The sequence below is a fragment of the Vampirovibrio sp. genome (assembly GCF_041737375.1).
Classification (GTDB): Bacteria; Cyanobacteriota; Vampirovibrionia; order Vampirovibrionales; family Vampirovibrionaceae; genus Vampirovibrio.
Genome location: NZ_JBGSRV010000011.1, coordinates 1 through 21,583 on the forward strand (window position 1 = coordinate 1; position 21,583 = coordinate 21,583).

The window sequence follows — 21,583 nt, forward strand, 5'->3', positions numbered from 1 at the left end:
CAAACCCTGAAATTCTAACCCAAAGTTACCGTATTGGCTCAAACAAGATAAACAATGGGTAGAATGAAAAGAATCAAAATTTCTAACCTTAATTTGATATTTTTAATCGTAGCCAACCATTGTTCCAAAATCAATGGTTAAGAATCCTTACAGGACAGCGCACCATCCTCTTTAATAGTAGTCATAGGGTTCTCGATTATGTGATGTCTGAATTGGGCTCAAGAGAGGTAATTCAAGACGTTTTTTTAATTGACTGACCGCTCCGTGCAAGGCGTCTGGACCATCGTCATGGGTAGTGGGAAACAGATGCATTTGGGTGATAAATAATTCAGGCAATGTATTTGAGAATAGGAGGTAGCCATTGGAGATGAGAGGCTCTAAGGTAGAAATTCGCTTTGCCTTATTTTGAGTTTGGGTGACCGGAATGACGGATAAGCTTTGTTGTGGATATTCCAGGGCTTTGTCTTTGTAATTCATTTGCAAAATCCCTTGAAAGTTATTGGTTTCTAGATATAAGCGTTGAAATCCCCACTTGGCCTGTAAATGATAAGCTTGTTCCAATTGTCTGGACACCGGTACTTTTTCGAGGTAAGCGTCTAAACAGTATAAATATTCTTCTTTATCCAGGCCCACTACCACAATGGCCGCATAATCAGAGTCTTTGCTGGATGCCATTGCCGGATCATGGAAAGCTACGATTTGTTCAAAATCTTTGAAAAGTACTTGTCGGTTTGAGCCATCTTGCCAGCAAACCCCAACAGGGAATCCTTGTTCATAAAGGAAGGTAAACCGCTTGGCTTGGGGCATATTAAAAATCTGACGCTCTGGATCAAAGGGTTCGTTTTGCTTTTCAGATTGAAAGCTGGCCTTACCTTCATCTATTTGCATACAAAACAGCTTTTCATAAGAATCACTCTCAGGCCACAGAACTTTGACGCCTTGCATCATGGTCATTTCATGATTTTTAAAATATAGATGTGCTGTTTCTTTTCGGTGGAGATCGCTCAAATTGGTGTATCGGCTCTTATAGTCATTCCAAAGGCTTTGATGATCGGCGAAGTGTTCAACGGCCTGATAAAAATGGCTATTCCATCCCGGGTTTTTTAATAAGAATGAGAGCAGAGACTCTGGATGAAGAACTGTGCCGACCACCGTGATATTGGTACTGTTGTTGGATTGCCCTAATTTTAAAATGTCTTTTTGAAACCAGTCCAACGTTTTTTCTCGTTGCTTTAATTCGTAGACCCCTTCTAACGATTCGACATCATCGCAAATGATCAAAGAGGGACGATCTGCACCGTGTCGCATGCCTCGTGATGATTGCCCTCGGGATATGGCAACGACTCGACAGCCATTTTGTGCTGTGAAGTCAGAAGTTCCCCAGCGGGCACGCCCCAAATAACGGCCGGGCTTGGGGGCCAGCGCCCCAAAGACTTCATGTAACAGCAGATTATGAGTGAGCTCATCTAGTATGTCTTTGACTTTTTGAACGGCTTGAGGGCGTGAATAACTGGCAATCACGACAAAAGGCTCATAGCCATAAACAATGGCATGCACGACTTTAAATAGCGTTTTGAAGGTGGTTTTGGCATGACCACGAGGGGCGGCAATTACATCCCTACGCTGTCGAGCGTATGGATTCTGCTCGGCTTGGCAAAAATCCAGATGCATTCTAGAAAAAGGAAATTCGCAATAATGTGCAAAGAAATAGCGGACAAAAAACTCGAAATCATATAAGCCCCGGGCCTGAATGACTGCTTTAAGCTCGTCAGAAGTAAGCTGCTTACTGGTTATTTGTAGTTTCTCCAAAAAGCTTGGTAAGGCCATCGACAAGAGCTTTTGGGTTAGAAGCTTCTCGGCTGACATGATTTTTTTCTTCCTCTTTCTTGATGGATTGATAAATTTTATATTCTTCAACAAGGGCAGCGCGTGCGGCATTTAGATCGGGATTCACTTGTTGAAGCGCTAGACGATACAAATAACTGGTTTTGGAAAGTGTTTCGTATAAATACTCATCAGCTGAAAGTGACTTTATATCCAGACTTCGTTCTTTACGCACTAGCTGGATATCCCGATAAACTTGTCGATCAGAAATTGCAAATAATGGCTTTATCGTTTTTACAATCTCGGAGGTGCGAATGCCAATATCCAAGAGCTTATGAATGTAGGTTTTACGCTTTTCCTGGTCTATATCTTTGAAGGCTTTAGGCATGTTTCTTCTCCAAATGTTGATGACATAATTGAATGAACTGTTGCGTTTTCTCACCTTGATAGAGTGCCAGTGCTTCTTCAACGACTTTGGCGTCTGATTCAAAGAGCATAAAGGTGTAGGGAATGGGTAGCAGAGCCTTTTCAGCTTCTATCTGGGCTTTCACCGCTTTTTCCAGCTCTGCTTCATCCAGTTTCAAAATTGCCAGTAAATCTTGGATTTGGGTTTCGGTTTCTGGCAACAGATTTGCCAAATTAGTCATTCCATAATCTTGTTGCAGGATGTTAACTAGTTCTGCCCGTTTTCGGATATCGTCGGTACCCCGGAGCGTGTTGAGAGTAGCCAGGGCCAAGGTCGCATCTTGCTCATCCATTTCCCAGACCTGGCAGTCTACCTGGGTATGATTTAGTTTCCTCAGGATCTCAAGCCGATGATGTCCGTCGATAATGAGGTACTCCCCTGGGCGCTGCGGGTGGGGTCGTACAATCAAAACCGGATAGCAGTGAGTGCGCTTAATGTGGGTTTCAATTTTGGCCAGTCGATCTGGCGGACAAACATTACTGTTTCTGGGGTCGGGGTGAAGTTGCTGAATATCAATTTGCATAGGAAATTACCTTTCGTTCAGTGCTTGCAATAATTAGTAACTCTTGATTGTGGTTGGACTTGGAAACGTGTGCCAAGTGCTTATAGGCCTTGGCGAACCCCTGGACTTTGCGGGATCCCGCATGGCGTTGTACTAAGGCGATCAATGCATTTAAGTCCAGGACCTGATTCCCGTAAGAAAGCATCCAGGTGGGAAGATGCCGGACACTGTCAAACAGAGTGTCCAGACTTTCGGTACTTTTTGAGAAACTTGAGGGGGTGACCTGTTTGTGGCCGGTTAGAAGATGATCAATAACGGCAAAGGTCTTTTCATAGGCACTGGTGTGAGCGTAAGGTGGATCTGCATATAAGATGTCGCCTTGAAGGTTGGGTAAAATATTAAGTGCATCCGCCTGATGAAAGCTGATAGGTGCGCCTGAGAAGAGGCCCTGATTAACGGTTTTTATCTCTTTGGTCAGCCAATCACAGCTGGGAATCAGGAGACTATCCAGGCTGCCATCGATAAAACGCTTTGGGTTTAAGCTGTCCCAGCTTCTGATTCCATCTAATGCTTCGGCGAAAGGTCGGTTTGAAGTGTTTACACTGGTGGGAATGCAGATAAAACGGTAAATACAACGCCAGATTACCAATTTCATTAAAGCTTTCAGTGTTGTATTTTGCACCTGGTTTGCCCAATAGAGCCATTGGTCAAGAATCTGGGCGTGTCGACAGCTAAAAACAGAAGGTGAGTACATTGATTCGACTAGTCCAGGCTTTTGGTTAGTAGGAATCGGTTGGCTGAGATAAAGCAAATGCGATCTTTGCAGGCGCAGGGTTCCGTTCATTAGCGCTGCTTCCGCAACAATTTTTGAGCGGCCTGCGCAATCAACGGCACAGATTTTTTTGAAGCCTTGAGTTTTGGCAAACAATGAAATGGAGCCACCCCCCATAAAGAGATCAATGAACTCGGATTGATCCCACTCTTTTTGAGGAATGGCGTGTTGTAGGGTGTTGAAGATCCATGGCGCTAAGGTGCGCTTGCCTCCAAAGTAGGCAGGTAGTATCGATAAAAAACGGGATGAAACAGTTGTCATTACTGGCCTCGCTTGCTGTTTTTTTTAGAATGACATCAAACGGACGGGAGTATAATGATCAATACTGTCTTATTTCAGACAGCAACAAATGGCATTAGTCAACAAATAAGAGAATTGTCAATTATGCCTCAACCGACCATTCGAAGTACGCTGAATGCGTTTATACACGGCAAACTTCAAGACAGTGATGGGAAAGTCAGTAATTTTTCTCCATTGATATCAAAAGGAAATGCCATTTTGGTAGAGCCTGAAAGCCAAGAGCTACTTGCTGGCTTGGGGCTGAGAAAGCTGGAATTTGCAGAGCGTTATATTAAGCCATTTAGATCCTTTAGCCCAAAAGAACTCATGCAAATAGCAGAAGTTTTGAAGCACACTGTTTTTGATGATGCCCATCTTCTGTTGGACGTAAAACCAATCCGCATTTTTGAAGTGCTTAGATGGACCATTGCACAGGTGCATTTGTTATTGCCAAACGAAAACATTGTTGCACCTGAATGGGACGGTAACATTCTCATAGAGAACCCCTTGGAGCGAAGAGATCTAGGCGAAGGCTTTTGGGAATTTGTTTATTCTGACCATTATTCTAAGGACTATGACCTTATTAAATTGCTAGCCCCTGCAGAAGCGTTTATAGTCCCAATATTCCAATGCTGGATTTGTGGACAAATGGATCGCGATAAACGAGGAAAGCCTTTTCGAAAGAACTCAAAGACTTGCCATGTTGAAGGCTGTAATAGTTTTAGTTCGGATATGAGTGATCATAAGCAGGGTTGCTGCTTTTTGGCTTGGCGGAAGTTGAAAAAAACATTTTATTCGAGTCAGGAATATTACAAAAATAACTCTGAAAAATCCTTAAAAAAATTCAATGATATTTGCGAGAAGCAATATCTCAATAATCTCAACATCCTTCACCCAATCCGGGCAGCTGAAGAAAGGGATGAGAGTAGTAAATTTTTTCATGAAAAGAAGCCTCAGTAGCTGTTTAAACCCTGATCATAAAAATCTTAAGCTATGGGGTGTAGGATCGTCAGAATTGGGTGCTTTTTGTGTCAGTAAGCTGTCATCAACACGCTGTTGGGTTGTGCGTTTGATACAGAGTACGCTTTAGAATCTGGATTCTCTGTTTTCGCTGAGAGGGCAAGCTCCCGACAGACTTTTCCCCGTCTTTTCACCGGATACCTGGCTGCGTATGGACGCAATAATCTGCTCTTCTGTAAAACTGGAGATCTTCCTTGTTTAAGGTTCCTTTCTTTCTATGAATAAAAACCTTAAGTTTTAAATGATTCCCTATTATGGAGTGCAGATCAGTCTGGCCATCATGCCCAGCTCAAACCCATCTAGCAATGTTAGAAGGTGGTTCAGGTCTGATCACTAGGTGGGTAATGATCTGAATGAGGTTGTCAGTTTAGGGGGTAGCAATCCTTTGAGGGCTTACGGAGTCAAGGACTAATAAATTGGCTATTATTTGGCCCCAGCGGCATGAAGTGCTTCGGCAATTTCCGTATGCCCGTTTTCAACTGCTAATTGTAGAGGTGTATGTTTTGATTTTGAAGGAATATTAAGTTCAGCGCCAGCATTGATGATCAGTTTAGCTATTTCGGTATGCCCCCTGGAGGAAGCAATCCACAAAGGGGTTCGATTGTGCTTTACTTCCGAGGTATTTAGGTTGGCGCCAGCATTGATGAGCAGTTTAGCGATATCGGTATGCCCACAGCAGGAGGCTGCCCACAAAGGTGTTTGATTGCCCTCTACTTCAGGGGTATTTAGGTTGGCGCCAGCATTGATGAGGAGTTTAGCGATATCGGTATGCCCATTGCGGGAGGCCACCCACAATGGCGTTTGATTAACTGTTGTCGACCCTTTTTCCACAGTGGCACCCATCTGAACCAGGAATTCTGCGGCCTGCAGTTTCCCTTTTTGAGCGGCCCGGTACAAAGGGGTGCAATCATTTGAATCCAGCGCATCAAAATCCACACCCTGTTTTACCAATTTTTTTAGAGCCTGAATATTATCGTTGCTAATTGCCCCACAAAGTTTATCCACGCTTTGGGGGGAACGATCCAAGGGGCCCGGTAGCCGTTGTGAAAAAGGGGCTGTAAGTTTTTTAGGGAGACTGGGTTGGCTATCAAGCCCCAGTGCCTTCACGCTGAGCAAATCTCGAACAATATCGCTGTGGCCAAAAGCCTGTGCTACTCTCAGTGGTGTAACCCCATTCTCATCCGCCATATTAAATGCGGCGCCACTGTCTATAAGAATATTAACCACCTCGGTGTGCCCATTTTGGGCCGCAATCCAAAGGGGAGAACGATTTTGTAGTGGGAAGCCAAGCTGTAAATCTGCCCCATGCTCAATTAAGAATTGAGCGGCATTCACTTGGCCATGTTCCGCAGCCCGGTAAAGCGCACTGCAGTTCTGCTCATCCAGGCGGTTAATAGAGGCTTTTCTGCTGATCAATTGCTTGAGTTTATGAACATCCCCTTCCTGGGCGGCCTTCGCCAATGCATTCGCGCTGGCCTGGCTCCGGTCGTTGGCTTTTCCAAGGCTACTGCTCAACCCATAAGTGCCCCACCCCATCATGCCAACGCCTGCTGTGGTTACAGCGGTACTTTTTGCGGGTGTAGTGACATAAGGCAGCACATAATAGCCTGTAGCAGCCATGCCTGCCCCATAGCCTATTTGCCTTAAGGGCTCAAAATTTTGAAGTATCAGTCTGCGTCCATTGCGAACCGCATTGTTAATCAGTCTTGAGGCTGTATTTTCGGTGGCTGTTACCGCTGCCAAACTTACTGGCTCGTGCAATTGATTAACAGCCTGACTGGCAGACTCAGACGCAAAGAAACCCAAGTGCTTTGCCGCTTGTGGCGTCAATATTTGAAATCTGGCCTGGTCAGCGGTTTGGCCTGCCCAGTTGGCGATATGTTGGGCAGTTTGCGGCACAAAGAGCTGATTTCCGATGTGGAGTACCGTATTTGCGCCAAAATCAGCTAACTTTTTGGATTCGTCTTCTGTAAGAGTCAAATTGAGCGTTTTTTTCACAAAGTCTGCCAGATTTTGTGAATTCTCTGAATTCAGTACGGTTACTTTTAAGTCCTCCATGGCTGGGGCCATTAAGGTTTGAGCCAATGTGGGTTTCTTGTGGTAACCGAATATCCCTAGGAAGCCATTTCCCATTTTTGTAAAAAAGCCTGGGTTGCTGTCATTTCCGCTAAATTTGGGTGCAGTAGCACTAGAAGGCTTGTGGACTGCCGTCTGTATGGGGTAAGTTTGTCTGACAGGTTGCGTGGAGGTAGGTGGATGCAGTGGTTGAGTAGGGACAGTGAGCATAGCGGGAACCTTTTAAAAACGGGAGAGTGAACTTCAGAAGTTTATACATATTTAAATTCAAACTTGCTGATTTCGCAACTCCTATTGATGCTGAATCTTAAAAAATAATGCTTAAATTTACAGAGCGGTGCTTTTTTAGAGGTGACCTGAGTGTCGGTTTGGGAAGAATTCGAAATGAAACAGAGTACCCTTTAGGGCATCCATATGTAAGCCCTAAAGGGCAACGGCTTTGGGTAAATGGAAACAGAAATACGGTGGCATGTGCATTTAATGAAGCCCGGCGGCTGAAAGAGCTGGAGCATGCAAACACATGTTTAAAGCGGATTGTGGCGAATCTAACGCTGGATAAAGAGGTCCTGCAAGAAATTGCATACGCAGTCGTTGCCTGATAAGGCTTACGAATGTGGATGCCGCTCACGGTAAAAATGTGAAAGCTTCAATGGGAGACTTCGGGATGAATGCCTGAATATGGAGCAGTTTGACACCCTTAAAGAGGCTCAAGTCGTTATTGGAGCTAACACAACTCTTTTCGCTCCCATTGTGCATCATCCCCTTGGGGAAAGCGCTGTAGGCTACCATCCTTCCGACCAGTTTCGCCCATTACCGGCATGCTACGCATTCCAGCCATCCCCTAGGGGAGGTGATAGAATCCCAAACACGCTACTTTCTCATACTACCCAAAGTAAACCCTAATTACATGAAAATTTAAATTGGAATCCGGGCGCCTTCTAAATGGCACTGATCCAACAATTCATCAATTGTTATCCGTTCTACAAGCCTTTGAGTGTCCTCCGGGTTGACCTTGATCACTGAGTCTGGGTCTTCTGAATCAAACCGCAAGGAATACCAATGATTACCACCGTTCTTCTTAAGGGCGCTCCAGGTATCCACATTGCCAAATTCCCGAGTGTGGGGCAATTGTGCCACATATTCCTTAAATTGCTTGGCTCTTTTACGGAAAGAAAATTGAATACCCCCAATAAATTGCTTAGCACCGGGATTATTTTGCAGCTTGATGGCTTCTGTCTTGGATTGTTGCCAGCCAAAAATACGCTCTATGGCAGAGGTTGGATTGTCAGTTAGAAGAGTAGCACCCGGTGTTTTTAAATAAGCCTTTTCAATCAAGCGTATCCCCAATGGCCCCTCAGCCATACGGTCTGCCAATTCGGCATTCGATACCGGAATAGGGTTGGGCTGACCCGGGAATTTGACATCGTAGCCATTGGCTGTTCTGTAAACTTGAATCTTTTCTAATGCTTGACGACCGGCTGGATGCTGCATCAAGCTATCCAGGGCGGCTAGCAAATAACATGATAATGTCCCGGACTTTTGCTTGAAAAAGATTTGCCGGATGTCATTGGTTCCGTATAATGCCTCAAAGCTCAACGCGTCCTGATTTTGAGGGACTGCTGGCGCTGATACAGGCGATGCCGCTTCGGACCCTTGAGAGGGAGCGGTGGGTGGATGAGACTCCGGCTGATCTTCAGATAGAGGAGTTGCGGAGTCCGCTGTAATTTCTGGGGTTGGCGGGGTTGCGTTATCCGAAGGCCCATCGGGTTGAGCATTAGAAGCTGAGGAATCCTGTGGGTCATCAGACGGGGGCTTGGAATTGGATTGTTTATACGCCTGCACACCACCCCAACCCATCAACAACGCCCCAACCATACCCAGCCCTAATCCAACTGGAACCAATATGGGAGCCGCCAGAACAGTTGCTAGCGCAAATGCCTTAATGGCAAGCCCTGCCGCCAAGAGTACGGTACCCACAACCAGCTTAGGCACAGGCCCCTGTGTGACTTTTTCAAAAAAACTTTTAGCTTGTTGAGGAGATTGAGTGGGAGAGCCTTTAAATCTTGCTTGAAACAAATCCTGTGGAAGCGTTGTGTTATTAAAAATATTCAACTGCCTAGACGGTTTAACTTGCGTCAATACGTAGGAGTGGTAATTTTGCCCTTCGACCTTCAATTGAATCACTCCTATGCTTTACAAAACGTCTTGAGAGAGCCCTATCCATTGCCAGCTTTATAAAAACGCGGCGAATCGATTTGTTGCTATCTCTTCAGTGTTAACGAGGAGTGGCTTTAGTAAACAATGTCAGAAAGGAGGCTAATCCTGGTATACGTAAAAAGCCTCTTCTGGCACTGCCAGCCCAAGCAGTCCTTGCAGTTCGTCGGGGGCTTATCCATCTTCAATGAGATCGGCGGGTAAAAACAGCTACAAGGTTCCCATTGGATACCGTTCGCCCAAGGCGCCCGGTAAGGCATCAGGATCTTCAAACTGAAAGGTTATCTCGGTCTGCCCGCTTTGTTTGCGGGGTTTGACATACATCCCGTAGTACAGTGGGAAATCGACATAGGCCAAGGGTTTTTGGTTTTTTTGAGGTTGAGATACTTTGCTTATGAAAAAAAGCTTCGGTAGTTGTTTAAACGCTGATCATAAAAATCTTAAGATATGGGGTGCGGGATCGTCAGAATTGGGTTCTTTTTGTATCAGTAAGTTGTCATCAACACGCTGTTGGGTAGTGCATGTGATACAGAGTACGCTTTAGAATCTGGCTTCTCTGTTTTAAGAGATGGCAGTAAAATGGCTTTCTCTGATGACATTTTTGTGACCTTGAAAATTTAAAATGCCTTAAAAGGCAACTATATTAAGGTTTCTGACCACCGCTACGAACCATGAGGTCGGGAGTTCGAATCTCTCCGAGCGCACCATTTTTTTATATAAAAAGGCCTCGTCATTATTAAAATGAGGCTTTTTTAATATCTATAGATGTTTATGATCAAAGTTAAAGATACAAAACGCTGTAAGATAAAAAGCAGAATAGTTCAGATTGAGGGTGTGAGAGCACTGTGCAAACTTCTTGATGAACAAAAAACTTCTGACGAGGGTCAATTCAATTTAAGCTTTTCTATAACCTATAAAGATGATTCCCGCACGGAAAGCTCAGATAAAGCAATTTTCGGGGATGGTACTATTACGAACTCACAGCCAATATCTTCGATAAGACTTTACCTTCATGAGTTTTATACTGGAAAAAAAGTTGAAATTTATTTTGCAAGTGATTGTTATAGCGAAAGTTATTTTAGCGTGTCAGGTGATGATGATATTTGGGTTCGAGGCCTTTTTGATAAGATTCAGCAAATAATTCAATCATTCCCTCCTCAGTCGCCTTTGTGTAGTATTAATTATTTTTTTGCACAAATTGCTATGATGCTAGTGATTTCTATTTTTATATTGTTATTTTTTTACTACTTTACGGCTGCTTTTGTTACCACGGATTTGCTTAAAATACTTACTTTGCCTGCCCTTATTTTGAGCTTTTGGGCTGTGACTTTAGTACAAAAACTATTTCCTGTTGTTGAAATTCAAGTTGGGGCGCAACATGCTTGGAGAGAAAGAAATTGGAGAGCTCTGTTTGGGGTAATATTTTCAATGGTCATTTTACCTTTCGTTATAACGTTTATATATGATAGGATTTTCTCGAAATAAATATATGATTTCCAACTCTACGAATCATGAGGTCGGAAGTTCGAATTTCTCCGAGCGCACCCTGTATTATGCAAAAGCATCCATTGCGGGTGCTTTGCTTGCGTTATGGGGTATCTATGGGCATTACCCATGAGTTGCAATTACGGTGCTTGGTATTTCCCTTTTAACTTTTTGAAGAGAGGAATAAGAGTTTATGAAAAAGTTACTGGTTCTGGTGTATATGGCTCTAGCGGCGGCGGCGGCCTGGAATTTTTATAATCATCCCAATCCAGACCCCACCACCAATTTCATCAGTTTTTTACTGTGCGGATGGTTATTTGTGGATAAAGTGCAGGATATGACGGTAGAGGAAGATATTCGTTATCCCAGAAGAAGATTTTAAGGGTGAGTGAATGAGCGGCCCTACTCTCCCGCAAAATAACAAAAGTTTTTAGTTCTCTTGCAATTCAGTGGTCACTAAATGGTTGATTTTGGAGAGTGACCGGGTCCCTTTTTCAGATCCACTTGGCGTAGAGATTTTGGAAAATATTAGCACAAGTGAGACTGAGCATTTAATTTCTTTTTCCCTAAATGCTAAATCCAGCAGAAATCCGGATGTGTCAAGGAAATTGCGGCAGGCTAAAGTTGCTTGCTAGTGAGCAAGTTTCCTTGATACATCCGGATTGGCGCGTATAATATGCAGTGGGGAAAGGATTAAGCAGGGGTTGCTATTAGGTAGGGTGGTGCAGTCGCCCATTGCTGGGCAAATTCGTGTGGGGTCAATAATTTCAGAGCCCGGTGAGGTCGGAACGTGTTGTATTCTTTCCGCCACATCTCGATCAGGACTTTGGCTTCCCGCAACGTTCTGAACCAAGTGGCATTCAGGCATTCGGTTCTCAATTTGCCATTGAAACTTTCACATTTCCCGTTCTGCCAAGGAGAGCCTGGGTCAATGAAAATGGAGTCAATTCCTTTTTCTCTCAGCCATTTCTGAAGTGACTTTTCAATGAATTCAGACCCATTGTCACTGCGTAAATAGCAAGGATAACCTCGTTCTTTAGCCACTTGAGCCAGGGTTTCTTGCACATCTTTGGCTTTCAGGGAACGTTCCACCCGAATGGTCAGGCATTCTCGCGTAAACTCGTCCACCAATGTAAGCATTCTCAGCCGCCCCCCATGGCCCAGACGGTCCGCCACAAAGTCTAATGACCATACATGATTGGGAGCCATTGCCTGACAAGGATACTGCTCGACACAAGGGCCTCTTCGCCGTTGTTTAGGTTTACGTTGAGGTACTTGTAAGTGGTTCAATTTCCACAGACGTTTGACGCGCTTTAAACTGACGTCCCAGTGTTCACGCTTCAATAAGGCCCAGATCCGTCGATACCCGTAGTGAATATGCTCAAAAGCCAGCTCCTTCATACTAGCTACCAACGCCTCGTTAGGATTCCTGGCCACGTATTTGTCCACACTGCGGGAAATGCCTGCTAAATGGCAAGCTTGGCGGTGGGAGAGTCCTTTCTCCTGGAGCATTCCCACCACCTCGCGACGCTCACTGGGCCTTAAAGCTTTTTTAAAACTTCCTTAATGGCTTCATTTTCCAGCATGAGATTGGCTACGATCCGCTTCAATTGAGTGTTTTCTTGTTCCATTTCCCTCAACCTCCTGACTTCGCTTACGCCCAAGCCACCATATTTCCGCTTCCAGATGTACCAGGTGGCATTGCTCACGCCCAATTCACGCTGCTGGTCCACAGCCTTCTTGCCACCGGTTTCCACTGCTTGCAAGGCTTTGACGATCTGCTCTTCGGTAAACTGTCCAGAGCCGTTGCCTGTTAAGGCTTACGGATATGGATGCCCTTTAGGGTGCTCTTCTTCATTTCGAGATTCTCCTGCTTTCAATTTTAATGGAAAATCTCTACACTCCACTGGCTCTAATTTTCGGACGCCTGTCAGCATAGGTTTGCATCATTGTTTTGTGATGAATGAAATAGCTAGAGAGTCTATTTTTTGATCGATTTGATTTCATGTTTCTTTTGAACCAATGCTCTTTAATGTGCCGGTAACATTCTAACCCTTGAGATTCATATCGGTGGCGATTTTGGGTTGCAACGATAATCGAAGTGCGTTGAGAATCGCAATGAAATCAATTATCTCTTGAGCAATAGCACCCTGTACGGGCGAAAGATACCCAGCTGCCGCAAGCCCCATGCCGATGAAACTTAAAATCATCCCACCCAGCGCACATTGTAAAACGATGCGGCGGAGTGCAAGACTGATATGCATCAGTTCATCTACTTTTAACAAGGTATTTTCAAGAATAACAGCTCCAGCAGCTTCACTAGTAACGCTGCTATGCTGCCCAAAGGCCAGTCCAACCGTGGCAGCTGCTAGTGCGGGAGCGTCATTAATGCCGTCCCCCATAAAAAGCGTTGCTGCCTGAGCTGTTTCAGCACGTACAATGGCCACCTTTTGCTCAGGAGATTGTTCTGCCAACGTATCCTGAATCCCAAGCACTTGAGCCAAATAAGACACTTCTGAAGCTCTGTCGCCTGACAATAACAGAATTTTGTTAAACTGGTGCGCAGGACCTAGATGATGAATGAAGGGTTTACCATCCGTGCGAGGCGCATCCCGCAGGTGAAAGAGACCCGCATACTGTTCATTGCAGAGCAGGATACATTCCAAACCAACAGCAACTGAAGGTAAACCCCTTACCAGATCGGGCCATTTTTGTGCGACTTTATGGCGACTGGTTAGATTCCACTGGCGACCATTAACCATGCCATATAACCCTTCTCCAGGCTTTTCAGACACTTCAGTGGCTTTTGGCAAAGGAAGCTTCTCTTGGGCGGCAGCGTCCAAAATAGCGCTAGCCAAAGGGTGTTTTGAATAACGCTCTAAACTAGCGGCGGCTTGTAGGATTTCGCTCCTTTGAAACTCGGCTGCACATAATATTTCTGTTACTTGAGGTTTTCCATAGGTGAGTGTCCCCGTTTTATCGAAGATGGCGGTACGGCAAGTTGGTAAGCGTTCCAGTACCACCGGATCACGGATGATAATCCCCTCTTTGGCCGCTCGAGAAATCGCGCTGATTATGGCAATCGGGATAGCAATGAGCAATGGACAAGGCGTTGCAACAACTAAAACGGCCAAGAAGCGTGTGACATCTCCCGTAATTCCCCACGCTGACAATGCAAGTAAAAAGGCGATAGGAGCAAAGTACATCCCGATTTGATCACCCAAACGGCGCATCGTCGGACGTTTCTGCTCTGCCTCTTGCATTACGGTCATGATGGTGGCATAACGCGAATCTGCCGCCACTTTAGTGGCTCTGATGACTAAAGCGGCTTCCCCGTTGATGGCACCTGACAAAACGGAAGCGCCGGGTGCCTTTTCCACGTGGTAAGGTTCGCCTGTCAGGTAGGATTCATCCATCGTGCCATTCCCTTCCAAAACGGTTCCATCTGCGGGTGCCGTTTCATGGGGGAATATAACGAGTTGGTCACCGATTTTAATATCGGCCAGCGAAATCTCTTTGATTTGGCCTGCAAGCTGATGATGGGCGCTGACAGGCATTCGTTTTGCTAAAGCATCCAATACGGATGAGGCTTTCCGCAGAGCAAACTTCTCAAGAGATTGCCCGCTTGCCATCATTAAAACGACTAAAACAGCGGCCAGATACTCTTGTAATATCACGCTGGTGATTAAGGCGAGAACTGCCAGAATATCGGCGCCAAAGTCTTTCTGAAGTGCTTTTTTAAAAACTTGCAGACAGAGCGGGATAATCCCCACACCTAAAACAAAGTACAGAGGCCAACAGGAATAGCCTGGAGCGAGGAAAAAGAGCGCGCCGTATAGTAGGAGCCCAAGCAAAGCAATCGTTGTGAGCAATTCCGGCCATTTTTTTAAGCTTTTCATAAACGCATTGTATGACTAAAAACAGCATTAGCACAAAGTAGAACCAGGAGGGTGACATTTATTGATCAAAAAAGAGTGCCGTTTCCAAATCAAACTCACAGCTTTTTGATGACAAAGGACAGCGCCTTTACCTTACTGAGATTGAACGGGACGCTTTCTTGGCGGCTGCCGATCAGGATTTGAGAGGTGTACGGACGTTATGCCTGACCTTAGCCTATATAGGGTGGCGGGTTTCGGAGACCTTGGCGTTAACCCATCTTGCGTTTGTCTGGCCAGTGAAGCACCCATCCCCTGGCAGAATGCCCTGGACTTTAAATCTACGACATTCTGCCAGGGAATGGGTGGCGGTGCTGAAGGGGTTACTTTACTGGTTTCCCTTGTTTTTCAGGCATTGGCGGAAGCGGTAGCTATCGCCGTTCATTTCCAGGAGGTGGCGGTGGTGGGTCAGCCGGTCTACCAGAGCGGCGGTTATGGCAGTGTCCTTGAAGATGGTATTGACCTGAGTGTCGTTTTGGGAAGGGTTTGAAAGTAGAGATTTCCGTTTACAGCCTGGGTCCAGCCATAGATGACCGGCAAAACAATCAAGGTCAAAAAGGTAGAGGTGAACACCCCACCGATGACCACGGTAGCCAGTGGCTTCTGCACCTCCGCGCCTGCACCGTGTGATAAAGCCATCGGCATAAAACCCAAAATAGCCACCAGCGCTGTCATCAGAACTGGTCTCAATCGGGTTTCAGCCGCAAGTTGTATTGCCTGAGATAAAGGATGACCCTCTTTCAGGTACTGGTTGATGGTTGAAACCAGAACCAGGCCATTTAAGACGGCCACCCCGAATAGCGCGATAAAGCCGATAAAGGCTGGTACGTTCAGGTACATGCCTCTGAGCCATAAGGCGATCACACCCCCAATCAGGGCAAACGGAACATTTAGCATCACTAACAGGGAATGGCGCACCGAAGAGAAGGTAGCCATCAAGAGCAGGAAGATCACCACAATAGACAACGGAACCACCATCATGAGCTTTTGCATGGCCCGTTGCTGATTTTCAAACTGGCCGCCCCATTCAATGTAATAACCCGGAGGTAGCTGGACGAGTTCCTTGATCTTTTGCTGGCCTTCTCGCACAAAAGAGCCGATATCACGGTCATCCACGTTGCACATCACCACAATTCGGCGCTGAGCGGATTCCCGGTTGATCACCTCAAGCCCTTCTTCCGTCCGGATGGTGGCTACTTGCCCCAGCGGAATGCGCTGGCCCGTGCTTGTATCCAACAGCAGGGATTGTAATAAAAGCGGATTTGTCTGACTGCCCCCTGGGAACTTGACCCGCATCGTAAAGCGCTTGCGGCCTTCCAGCACTTCGGAAACAGGCTCTCCCAAAACAGCCGTGCCTACCAACGCTTTCATGTCAGAAATTTGAACGCCATAACGCGCCATTTTTGTCCGATCTGGCGTGATGACAATTTGAGAACTGCCTTCCAGTTTTTCAGTTTGCAAGTCCCGTTGGCCTTTTACCGATCGCATGACACGCTCTATGTCCTGCGCTTTTTCCGCCAACACCTTAAAATCCTCGCCAAATAGCTTGATGGCGATATCGGAGCGCACCCCGGATACCAGCTCATCGACGCGCATGGCAATCGGCTGGGTGAAATTGAAATGCGTGCCAGGAATATCCCGATTTAAACGGCGGTCAATTTCGGCAATTAATTTCTCTTTGGTGATACCACTTCGCCAAGTTTGCTTTGGGTTCAGCATCACATAGACGTCCGCCTGATAGACACCCATGGGGTCTGTGGCCAGGTCTGGACGGCCCAGTTTGGAGACGGCCGTTTCAATTTCAGGAATATCACCAATAGATTGCTCAACTTGCGTGGTCACTTTCAGTTTTTCGGCCAGTGAAATACTGGGCAGGTTGACGGTTTCAATCAGGATGTCACCTTCATCCAGTTGGGGCACAAATTCCGTCCCCAAGAAGGGCACGCTGGCCACTGTGACTATAAACAGGGCAACGGTAATGGAAACGGTCATGTTACGGTGCGCCAGTGCCTTTTTCAGCAGATTCAGGTAAGCCGGGCGAATTTTTTGAATGAAAAAACTTTCCCGTTCTTTGACTTTTCCCTTGAGAAAAAACGTGCACAATACCGGTACCAGCGTTAAGGCACAGATTAGAGAGCCCAACAATGCGAAACAAACCGCAAACACCATGGGCGAAAACATTTTGTATTCCATGCCCTCTAAAGCCAAAATGGGCATATAGACCACCGTAATAATCAAAATCCCAAACAGAATCGGTCGGGCCATTTCTTTCAGAGATTGTTGCACCACGGCCTCGGTGTTGTGGGTAACACCCGGTTCCGCATGGGCCAGCTTGCGCACGGTATTTTCAACCATGACAATGGCCCCATCCACAATCATTCCAAAGTCAATCGCCCCCAGGCTCATGATGTTGGCGGTCAAGCCCAATGCTTTCATCCCCATCAGGGAAAACATCATGGAAATAGGAATGACTACCGCTACAATCAGGGCAGCTCTCAGATTTCCCAGCAACAGCAGCAAAACCGCGATCACCAACATGCTCCCTTCTAGCAGGTTGGTTTGAACCGTGTGAATGGTTTGCTCCACCAAGCGGGTTTGATCATAGAAGGGTTTCAATTGGATGCCTTCAGGCAGGCTTTTGCGGATTTGTCGGACTTTCTCCTTGACCCGTTCAATTACTTCACGGCTATTTTCGCCCTTCAGCATCATAACCAGTCCGGTGACAACTTCTCCCTGACCATCTTTGGTCACAGCCCCTTGCCGTAAAGCATTCCCAAAACCAATTTGGGCAATGTTTTTCAGGGTAACAGGCATTGTCCCTTTACGGGAAACCACAATATTGCCAATATCGTCCAGAGTTTCCACCCGCCCCAGACCTCGAATGATATACTGCTCGGCGCCATGCTCGATAATGCCGCCACTGTAGTTCTCGTTGTTGTTTTTCAGTGCGGCAAATACGTTCTGTAACGTCAGGTCATACTGGGTCAGCCGCTCTGGAAAAAGCGTAATCACGTATTCCTGGGTCTGTCCGCCCCAGGTATTGACCTCATTAACCCCTGGCACGGTTCTCAGTTGATATTTAATATCCCAGTCATGCAGGGTTTTTAACTCCCTGGCTGTATAGCCTTTGCCTTCCACCACATACTGGTAAATTTCCCCCATGCCGGTGGTGATAGGCCCCAACTGCGGGCTGATTCCATCTGGCAGTCGGGAGCGGGCGCTTTGAAGCCGCTCATTAACCAATTGCCGGGCAAAGTAGGTATTTACATTGTCCTGAAAAACAACCGTGACAATGGAAAGTCCAAACTTGCTGACTGAGCGAACCTGCTCCACCTTGGGCAAGCCGTTCAGGATAGACTCAATGGGAACTGTCACCAATTGCTCCGCTTCAATCGGTGGCATGCCAGGGGCTTCGGTAATGACCTGCACCTGAACGTTGGTCAGATCGGGAAACGCATCAATGGGCAAATTGCAGTAAGCAAACACGCCGCCAATAATGACAAAAACAAAGGCCAGGCAAATCAAAAGCCGCTGCTTGATCAGGTTGGCAAGAAACTGTTCCATCTTATTCCTCCCCGAACTGATTTTTTAATAATTCGCCCTTCAGGGTAAAACTCCCGTGGGTCACCACAAGTGTTCCTGCTTTTAGGCCATTGCGAATCAAATACCCCGCCGAATCATGACTTTCAATCTCCACGGGCTGTTTGCGGTATCTGCCCTCTTTCATCGGAATAAACACAAAGGTTTCCCGTCCATATTTTTGCAGTGCGCTTTCCGGGATAAACGGCTTACTGCCCTTTGGGGCGGAATCAATTTCTGCCTGCCCAAACATGCCAGGCTTGAGGCTGTAATCCGGGTTACTCAAAAAGGCCCGAACCATAAACATTGGGCTTCGGGCATTGGTGCTGGCCGGAATGTAATTGATGCGCCCGGAGAACACTTTATTGGGGAGACTGTCGCTGGTAAAGCGAATGATCTGGCCTAACTTCAGCCCGGCCAGTTCTGGGGGATAAACCGTCATATCCAACCAAACCCGGGACAAGTCAGCCACTTCATACAAAATTTGGTCAGCACTCACTGTATCGCCCAAGGTAATGGTTTTTCGGGTGATCACCCCGCTTCGAGGGGCCAGGATGGGGCTACCGGTTTGTAAATGTTCGGACTGACTGTTGAAATCCACCCCATAAGTGCCCAGCAATGCTTTCGCCTCGGAAGTCACATGGGTCTCATGCTCCTGATAGCCGCTTAAAGTGGATTGGGCTAATTCCATCTCAGACTGGGCCTGTAGCAGATCTTTGTGGGGGGAAACCCCTTCGGCGTAAAGCGCTTTTTCCCGCTGATAATTTTGGCAGGCCAATTTAAGGCGGGTTTTTGCCTGTTGAATGGCGATTTCATTGTTATGAAGCTCATGAATCGATGCCGCTTGGGCTTTAACTACTTCCTGGTTGCGTATGATGGCCACGGTCTGCCCTTGCCGGATCGTATCGCCCAAGTTAGCCTTATCACTGATGACGCGACCACCCACAATAGAGCTGAGATGAAACACTTGGTTATCATCGGCCTTGACCTCCGCAATAGTCGTAATGTGGCTACTGTGAGAACGATCAGTGACTACTGCCACCTGAATACCACTTTTTTGAATGGCTTCTGGCGTTAAGCGAACGATATCGGATGATGCGGCCTGTTTCTCGGTTTGTGGCAATTCAGTTTGGGAGGCCCCGCAACCAGCCAGAAAAACTAGTCCGGTCAAGATCAAGCCACTGAAAGAGGGTAATGGATGAGAGATCTTCATAATCCGGTTCCTATCGCCTTTTCTAAATCACTAATCGCATCTTGATGATCGCTCATGGCTTGCAAATACCCCAGGCGGGTATTGATGAAGGCCTGTTGAGCGTTAATTGGCGTCAATATGGAGGACTTCCCTTCCCGGAAGCTTAACTGGGCCAGTTTGACAATCTGCTCCGCATCAGGGAGTAGTTCTGCCTCATAGCGCTTTAGCCGTTCCTGGCTGGCTATAAAAGCCGTATGGGCGTTGATGACTTCATAAGTTATCTGGGTTTTTAAAGCCTGTTGTGTAATCTGGAGCTGTCGTTGTCGGGCAGATTCCTCCTCGATAGGGCCTTGTTGCCGGTTAAAAACAGGGATATCCACTGCTCCAATCACATAGAGGTTCAAACGCCTTTGACCGGGTTCAGCAACCAAGTCTGGGCCAGCCGAAAGACTGAGGTTGGGAATTCGGTTACTCTTGGCCACAGCCAACCGCTGTATAGTTAAAATCTCGTTCAGCCTGTTTTCCTGAAGCTCAGGTCGAATTTTAAAGGCCTGTTCAATCAGAATACTCAGATTCAGCGCTGATTCGGTCAGCGATGCTTGCAAGGGCTGGCTAGGCTCCTGCTTCTGGGGCGTCAGCAACGCTTCTTGGGCAAAATTTGGTGGGGCTGCCAACAGCTGTTCTTGGGAGAGGGGCTGGAACAGCAAGGCGCTCAGTCGGTTTCTGGCAGAAACTACCTGATAAAAAGCGGTTTGATGGTCACTTCTTGAATTGGTAAATGCAATTTGAGCACTCAGAACATCCACCTTGGGAATATCGCCCACCTTCTCTCTTTTTTTGGCGATGGCCAGCAGGTGCTGTGTGGTTTCAACGATTTCTTCATAAGCTTTTTGGCGCTCTAAAGCGGTATACAGTTCCGTGTATGTTTTTCTGACACCCATCCTGAGTTCTAAAAGCTTGGCACTCGTTAGGATGTCCGTGAGTTGGCTTTGGGTTTCAGCGACCGCAATACGTTTTTTTCGTTTTCCACCCAACTCCAGTGTTTGTTGCAGGCCCAGGCGATAGGTTTTTTCGGCGATGCCGTTATCGGAAATCAACAAGGGATTCAAGCGTGCTTTGGCTGTTGTGATCTGGGCCTGACTGATGTCTTTTTGCGCCAATGCGGCTTGATAATTCAGGTTATTATGGGCGGCAATTTCAATCGCGGCCTCTAATGTAAAGACTGGGGGCGTGTCTGCCCAGCTCCAATAAGGCATCGTTACAGCCAGAGTGAGCAGCAATGCGTTTAGTAGTGGGGAACGCAAACGAGAATCTCCTTAATCCTTTTTATTGGCACGCTCAAGCAAGCTTCAGCCTGATTGCAGCAAAATGAAAGCAGATTAAGGTGATTTAAATAAGTAAGGCAATAGTTTGACGGAAACGCAAAGTCTGATTGGGCGGCGGTGGATGGGCATATAAATGGTGAAGGGACGTTTTTTGACCCGTCAAGGGGTTGGACATCAGGAGAAATCCAATGAGAACCGAGCCCAGAGGCTCAAAGGAAAGCGGAAGTCGATTTTCATTGGCGATAAAAGTTTTAAAATCTGCTTTAGACAGCAAAATCTTGTGGTCTGGCTTATCGGGATGATGATGGTGAAAACTGGTTTCCGCCGCGTTTGAGGCTTGCAGGCCATGGTGGTGAAGTACCAGGGCTTTGTTTCCCTTGGCATCAGCTTGAATTGATAGGGCATGAGGCCCATCCACAATAAGGGTGATGGCAGCCAGGGCTTCAGGTGTGAACACGCTCAAAGCCACATAAACAATTAGCCCCATCAGGGTATGCCATCGCTTTTGGTTGAATACCATTGCTTTCAAGTGTTTGTATTCCGGATTTTAGCTTGTGGTGGATCTTGTCTCTCTATTATGCCAGAGGCACGTGTAATGATCTATGCCCTGAAGACTCCTCCAAGCACAGTCAAATAATTCGGCTGCGTGGTGCAAATGGCAATCAAAAACTGAGCCAGTGGGGCCAGATCCTAAAAATGGGGGGACTGACTGGGGTTCAATTTGGGTCGCATGAGAAAATAGAGTGTTTGGTATTATACCACCTCCCGCAGGGCATGACTGGCATGCTACGCATCCCAGCAATTGTCAAATTGGTCGGGAGTTATGGGGTCTAAACGATTGTATTCACCCCGCC

General features: G+C 46.6%; 17 protein-coding genes and 2 pseudogenes. 4 read left to right on the plus strand and 15 right to left on the minus strand.

The genetic code is table 11. The annotated features are described in order from the left end of the window. Window positions 1-171: 171 nt before the first annotated feature. From terL to ACEW81_RS08220, 4 genes are read right to left on the minus strand one after another with little or no spacing between them, the layout of a single operon-like run. Window positions 172-1,866 (minus strand): phage terminase large subunit, encoded by a 1,695-nt coding sequence (gene terL / locus ACEW81_RS08205; protein ID WP_373532497.1) that lies wholly within the window; start codon window positions 1,864-1,866, stop codon window positions 172-174. Further along, entirely contained in the window at window positions 1,784-2,212 is a 429-nt protein-coding gene (locus ACEW81_RS08210) for a hypothetical protein (protein ID WP_373532498.1), read from the minus strand. The genes terL and ACEW81_RS08210 overlap by 83 nt, the downstream gene beginning before the upstream one ends. Next, the gene (locus ACEW81_RS08215) at window positions 2,205-2,813 is read right to left on the minus strand and encodes a ParB/RepB/Spo0J family partition protein (RefSeq protein ID WP_373532499.1); all 609 of its coding nucleotides are present in this window, start codon (window positions 2,811-2,813) and stop codon (window positions 2,205-2,207) included. Before ACEW81_RS08215 ends, ACEW81_RS08210 begins: the two co-directional genes overlap by 8 nt. Next, window positions 2,803-3,885, minus strand: coding sequence for a DNA adenine methylase (locus tag ACEW81_RS08220; protein WP_373532500.1), 1,083 nt, complete (start codon window positions 3,883-3,885; stop codon window positions 2,803-2,805). The genes ACEW81_RS08215 and ACEW81_RS08220 overlap by 11 nt, the downstream gene beginning before the upstream one ends. A gap of 123 nt (window positions 3,886-4,008) precedes the next feature. Here ACEW81_RS08220 and ACEW81_RS08225 point away from each other — a divergent pair, with 123 nt between their 5' ends. Then, window positions 4,009-4,863 (plus strand): hypothetical protein, encoded by an 855-nt coding sequence (locus tag ACEW81_RS08225; protein ID WP_373532501.1) that lies wholly within the window; start codon window positions 4,009-4,011, stop codon window positions 4,861-4,863. 483 nt (window positions 4,864-5,346) lie between these two features. On the opposite strand, the gene ACEW81_RS08230 is transcribed toward ACEW81_RS08225, so the two are convergent. Beyond that, window positions 5,347-7,008: an ankyrin repeat domain-containing protein gene (locus ACEW81_RS08230; protein ID WP_373532502.1), complete on the minus strand. Its 1,662-nt coding sequence runs from the start codon at window positions 7,006-7,008 to the stop codon at window positions 5,347-5,349. A 636-nt stretch (window positions 7,009-7,644) separates the two neighbouring features. Here ACEW81_RS08230 and ACEW81_RS08235 point away from each other — a divergent pair. After that, window positions 7,645-7,902, plus strand: a pseudogene (locus ACEW81_RS08235) (integrase core domain-containing protein); the annotation flags it as partial. Window positions 7,903-7,914: 12 nt separating this feature from the next. On the opposite strand, the gene ACEW81_RS08240 reads toward ACEW81_RS08235, so the two are convergent. Together ACEW81_RS08240 and ACEW81_RS08245 are read right to left on the minus strand one after the other, a co-directional pair. Continuing rightward, window positions 7,915-8,991, minus strand: coding sequence for a hypothetical protein (locus tag ACEW81_RS08240; protein ID WP_373532503.1), 1,077 nt, complete (start codon window positions 8,989-8,991; stop codon window positions 7,915-7,917). A 432-nt stretch (window positions 8,992-9,423) separates the two neighbouring features. Beyond that, window positions 9,424-9,570, minus strand: coding sequence for a hypothetical protein (locus tag ACEW81_RS08245; RefSeq protein ID WP_373532504.1), 147 nt, complete (start codon window positions 9,568-9,570; stop codon window positions 9,424-9,426). 414 nt (window positions 9,571-9,984) lie between these two features. Here ACEW81_RS08245 and ACEW81_RS08250 point away from each other — a divergent pair, with 414 nt between their 5' ends. Beyond that, window positions 9,985-10,698, plus strand: a complete 714-nt coding sequence (locus tag ACEW81_RS08250; RefSeq protein WP_373532505.1) for a hypothetical protein — start codon at window positions 9,985-9,987, stop codon at window positions 10,696-10,698. 193 nt (window positions 10,699-10,891) lie between these two features. Continuing rightward, complete coding sequence (locus ACEW81_RS08255) at window positions 10,892-11,080, plus strand: hypothetical protein (RefSeq protein ID WP_373532506.1); 189 nt, start codon at window positions 10,892-10,894, stop codon at window positions 11,078-11,080. A gap of 311 nt (window positions 11,081-11,391) precedes the next feature. Here ACEW81_RS08255 and ACEW81_RS08260 read toward each other — a convergent pair whose 3' ends face one another. From ACEW81_RS08260 to ACEW81_RS08295, 8 genes and pseudogenes are all read right to left on the minus strand, one after another. Continuing rightward, complete coding sequence (locus ACEW81_RS08260) at window positions 11,392-12,210, minus strand: IS3 family transposase (protein ID WP_373532507.1); 819 nt, start codon at window positions 12,208-12,210, stop codon at window positions 11,392-11,394. A gap of 29 nt (window positions 12,211-12,239) precedes the next feature. After that, a pseudogene (locus ACEW81_RS08265) lies at window positions 12,240-12,482 on the minus strand (transposase); the annotation flags it as partial. A 264-nt stretch (window positions 12,483-12,746) separates the two neighbouring features. Beyond that, window positions 12,747-14,597, minus strand: a complete 1,851-nt coding sequence (locus ACEW81_RS08270) for a heavy metal translocating P-type ATPase (RefSeq protein ID WP_373532508.1) — start codon at window positions 14,595-14,597, stop codon at window positions 12,747-12,749. 364 nt (window positions 14,598-14,961) lie between these two features. Beyond that, the gene (locus ACEW81_RS08275) at window positions 14,962-15,156 is read right to left on the minus strand and encodes an ATP-binding protein (RefSeq protein ID WP_373532572.1); all 195 of its coding nucleotides are present in this window, start codon (window positions 15,154-15,156) and stop codon (window positions 14,962-14,964) included. Further along, on the minus strand, window positions 15,066-18,197 hold the full coding sequence (locus ACEW81_RS08280; protein WP_373532509.1) for an efflux RND transporter permease subunit: 3,132 nt from the start codon (window positions 18,195-18,197) through the stop codon (window positions 15,066-15,068). The genes ACEW81_RS08275 and ACEW81_RS08280 overlap by 91 nt, the downstream gene beginning before the upstream one ends. A 1-nt stretch (window position 18,198) precedes the next feature. After that, window positions 18,199-19,425, minus strand: coding sequence for an efflux RND transporter periplasmic adaptor subunit (locus ACEW81_RS08285; RefSeq protein WP_373532510.1), 1,227 nt, complete (start codon window positions 19,423-19,425; stop codon window positions 18,199-18,201). After that, entirely contained in the window at window positions 19,422-20,708 is a 1,287-nt protein-coding gene (locus tag ACEW81_RS08290) for a TolC family protein (protein ID WP_373532511.1), read from the minus strand. Before ACEW81_RS08290 ends, ACEW81_RS08285 begins: the two co-directional genes overlap by 4 nt. An 85-nt stretch (window positions 20,709-20,793) precedes the next feature. Beyond that, window positions 20,794-21,258, minus strand: coding sequence for a hypothetical protein (locus ACEW81_RS08295; protein WP_373532512.1), 465 nt, complete (start codon window positions 21,256-21,258; stop codon window positions 20,794-20,796). Window positions 21,259-21,583 lie beyond the last annotated feature (325 nt).

Bases quoted from the DNA above. Each gene is read 5' to 3' on its own strand.
- terL (WP_373532497.1), bottom strand. From the start codon at position 1,866: ATGTCAGCCGAGAAGCTTCTAACCCAAAAGCTCTTGTCGATGGCCTTA.
- ACEW81_RS08210 (WP_373532498.1), bottom strand. From the start codon at position 2,212: ATGCCTAAAGCCTTCAAAGATATAGACCAGGAAAAGCGTAAAACCTAC.
- ACEW81_RS08215 (WP_373532499.1), bottom strand. From the start codon at position 2,813: ATGCAAATTGATATTCAGCAACTTCACCCCGACCCCAGAAACAGTAAT.
- ACEW81_RS08220 (WP_373532500.1), bottom strand. From the start codon at position 3,885: ATGACAACTGTTTCATCCCGTTTTTTATCGATACTACCTGCCTACTTT.
- ACEW81_RS08225 (WP_373532501.1), top strand. From the start codon at position 4,009: ATGCCTCAACCGACCATTCGAAGTACGCTGAATGCGTTTATACACGGC.
- ACEW81_RS08250 (WP_373532505.1), top strand. From the start codon at position 9,985: ATGATCAAAGTTAAAGATACAAAACGCTGTAAGATAAAAAGCAGAATA.
- ACEW81_RS08255 (WP_373532506.1), top strand. From the start codon at position 10,892: ATGAAAAAGTTACTGGTTCTGGTGTATATGGCTCTAGCGGCGGCGGCG.
- ACEW81_RS08260 (WP_373532507.1), bottom strand. From the start codon at position 12,210: ATGCTCCAGGAGAAAGGACTCTCCCACCGCCAAGCTTGCCATTTAGCA.
- ACEW81_RS08270 (WP_373532508.1), bottom strand. From the start codon at position 14,597: ATGAAAAGCTTAAAAAAATGGCCGGAATTGCTCACAACGATTGCTTTG.
- ACEW81_RS08280 (WP_373532509.1), bottom strand. From the start codon at position 18,197: ATGGAACAGTTTCTTGCCAACCTGATCAAGCAGCGGCTTTTGATTTGC.
- ACEW81_RS08285 (WP_373532510.1), bottom strand. From the start codon at position 19,425: ATGAAGATCTCTCATCCATTACCCTCTTTCAGTGGCTTGATCTTGACC.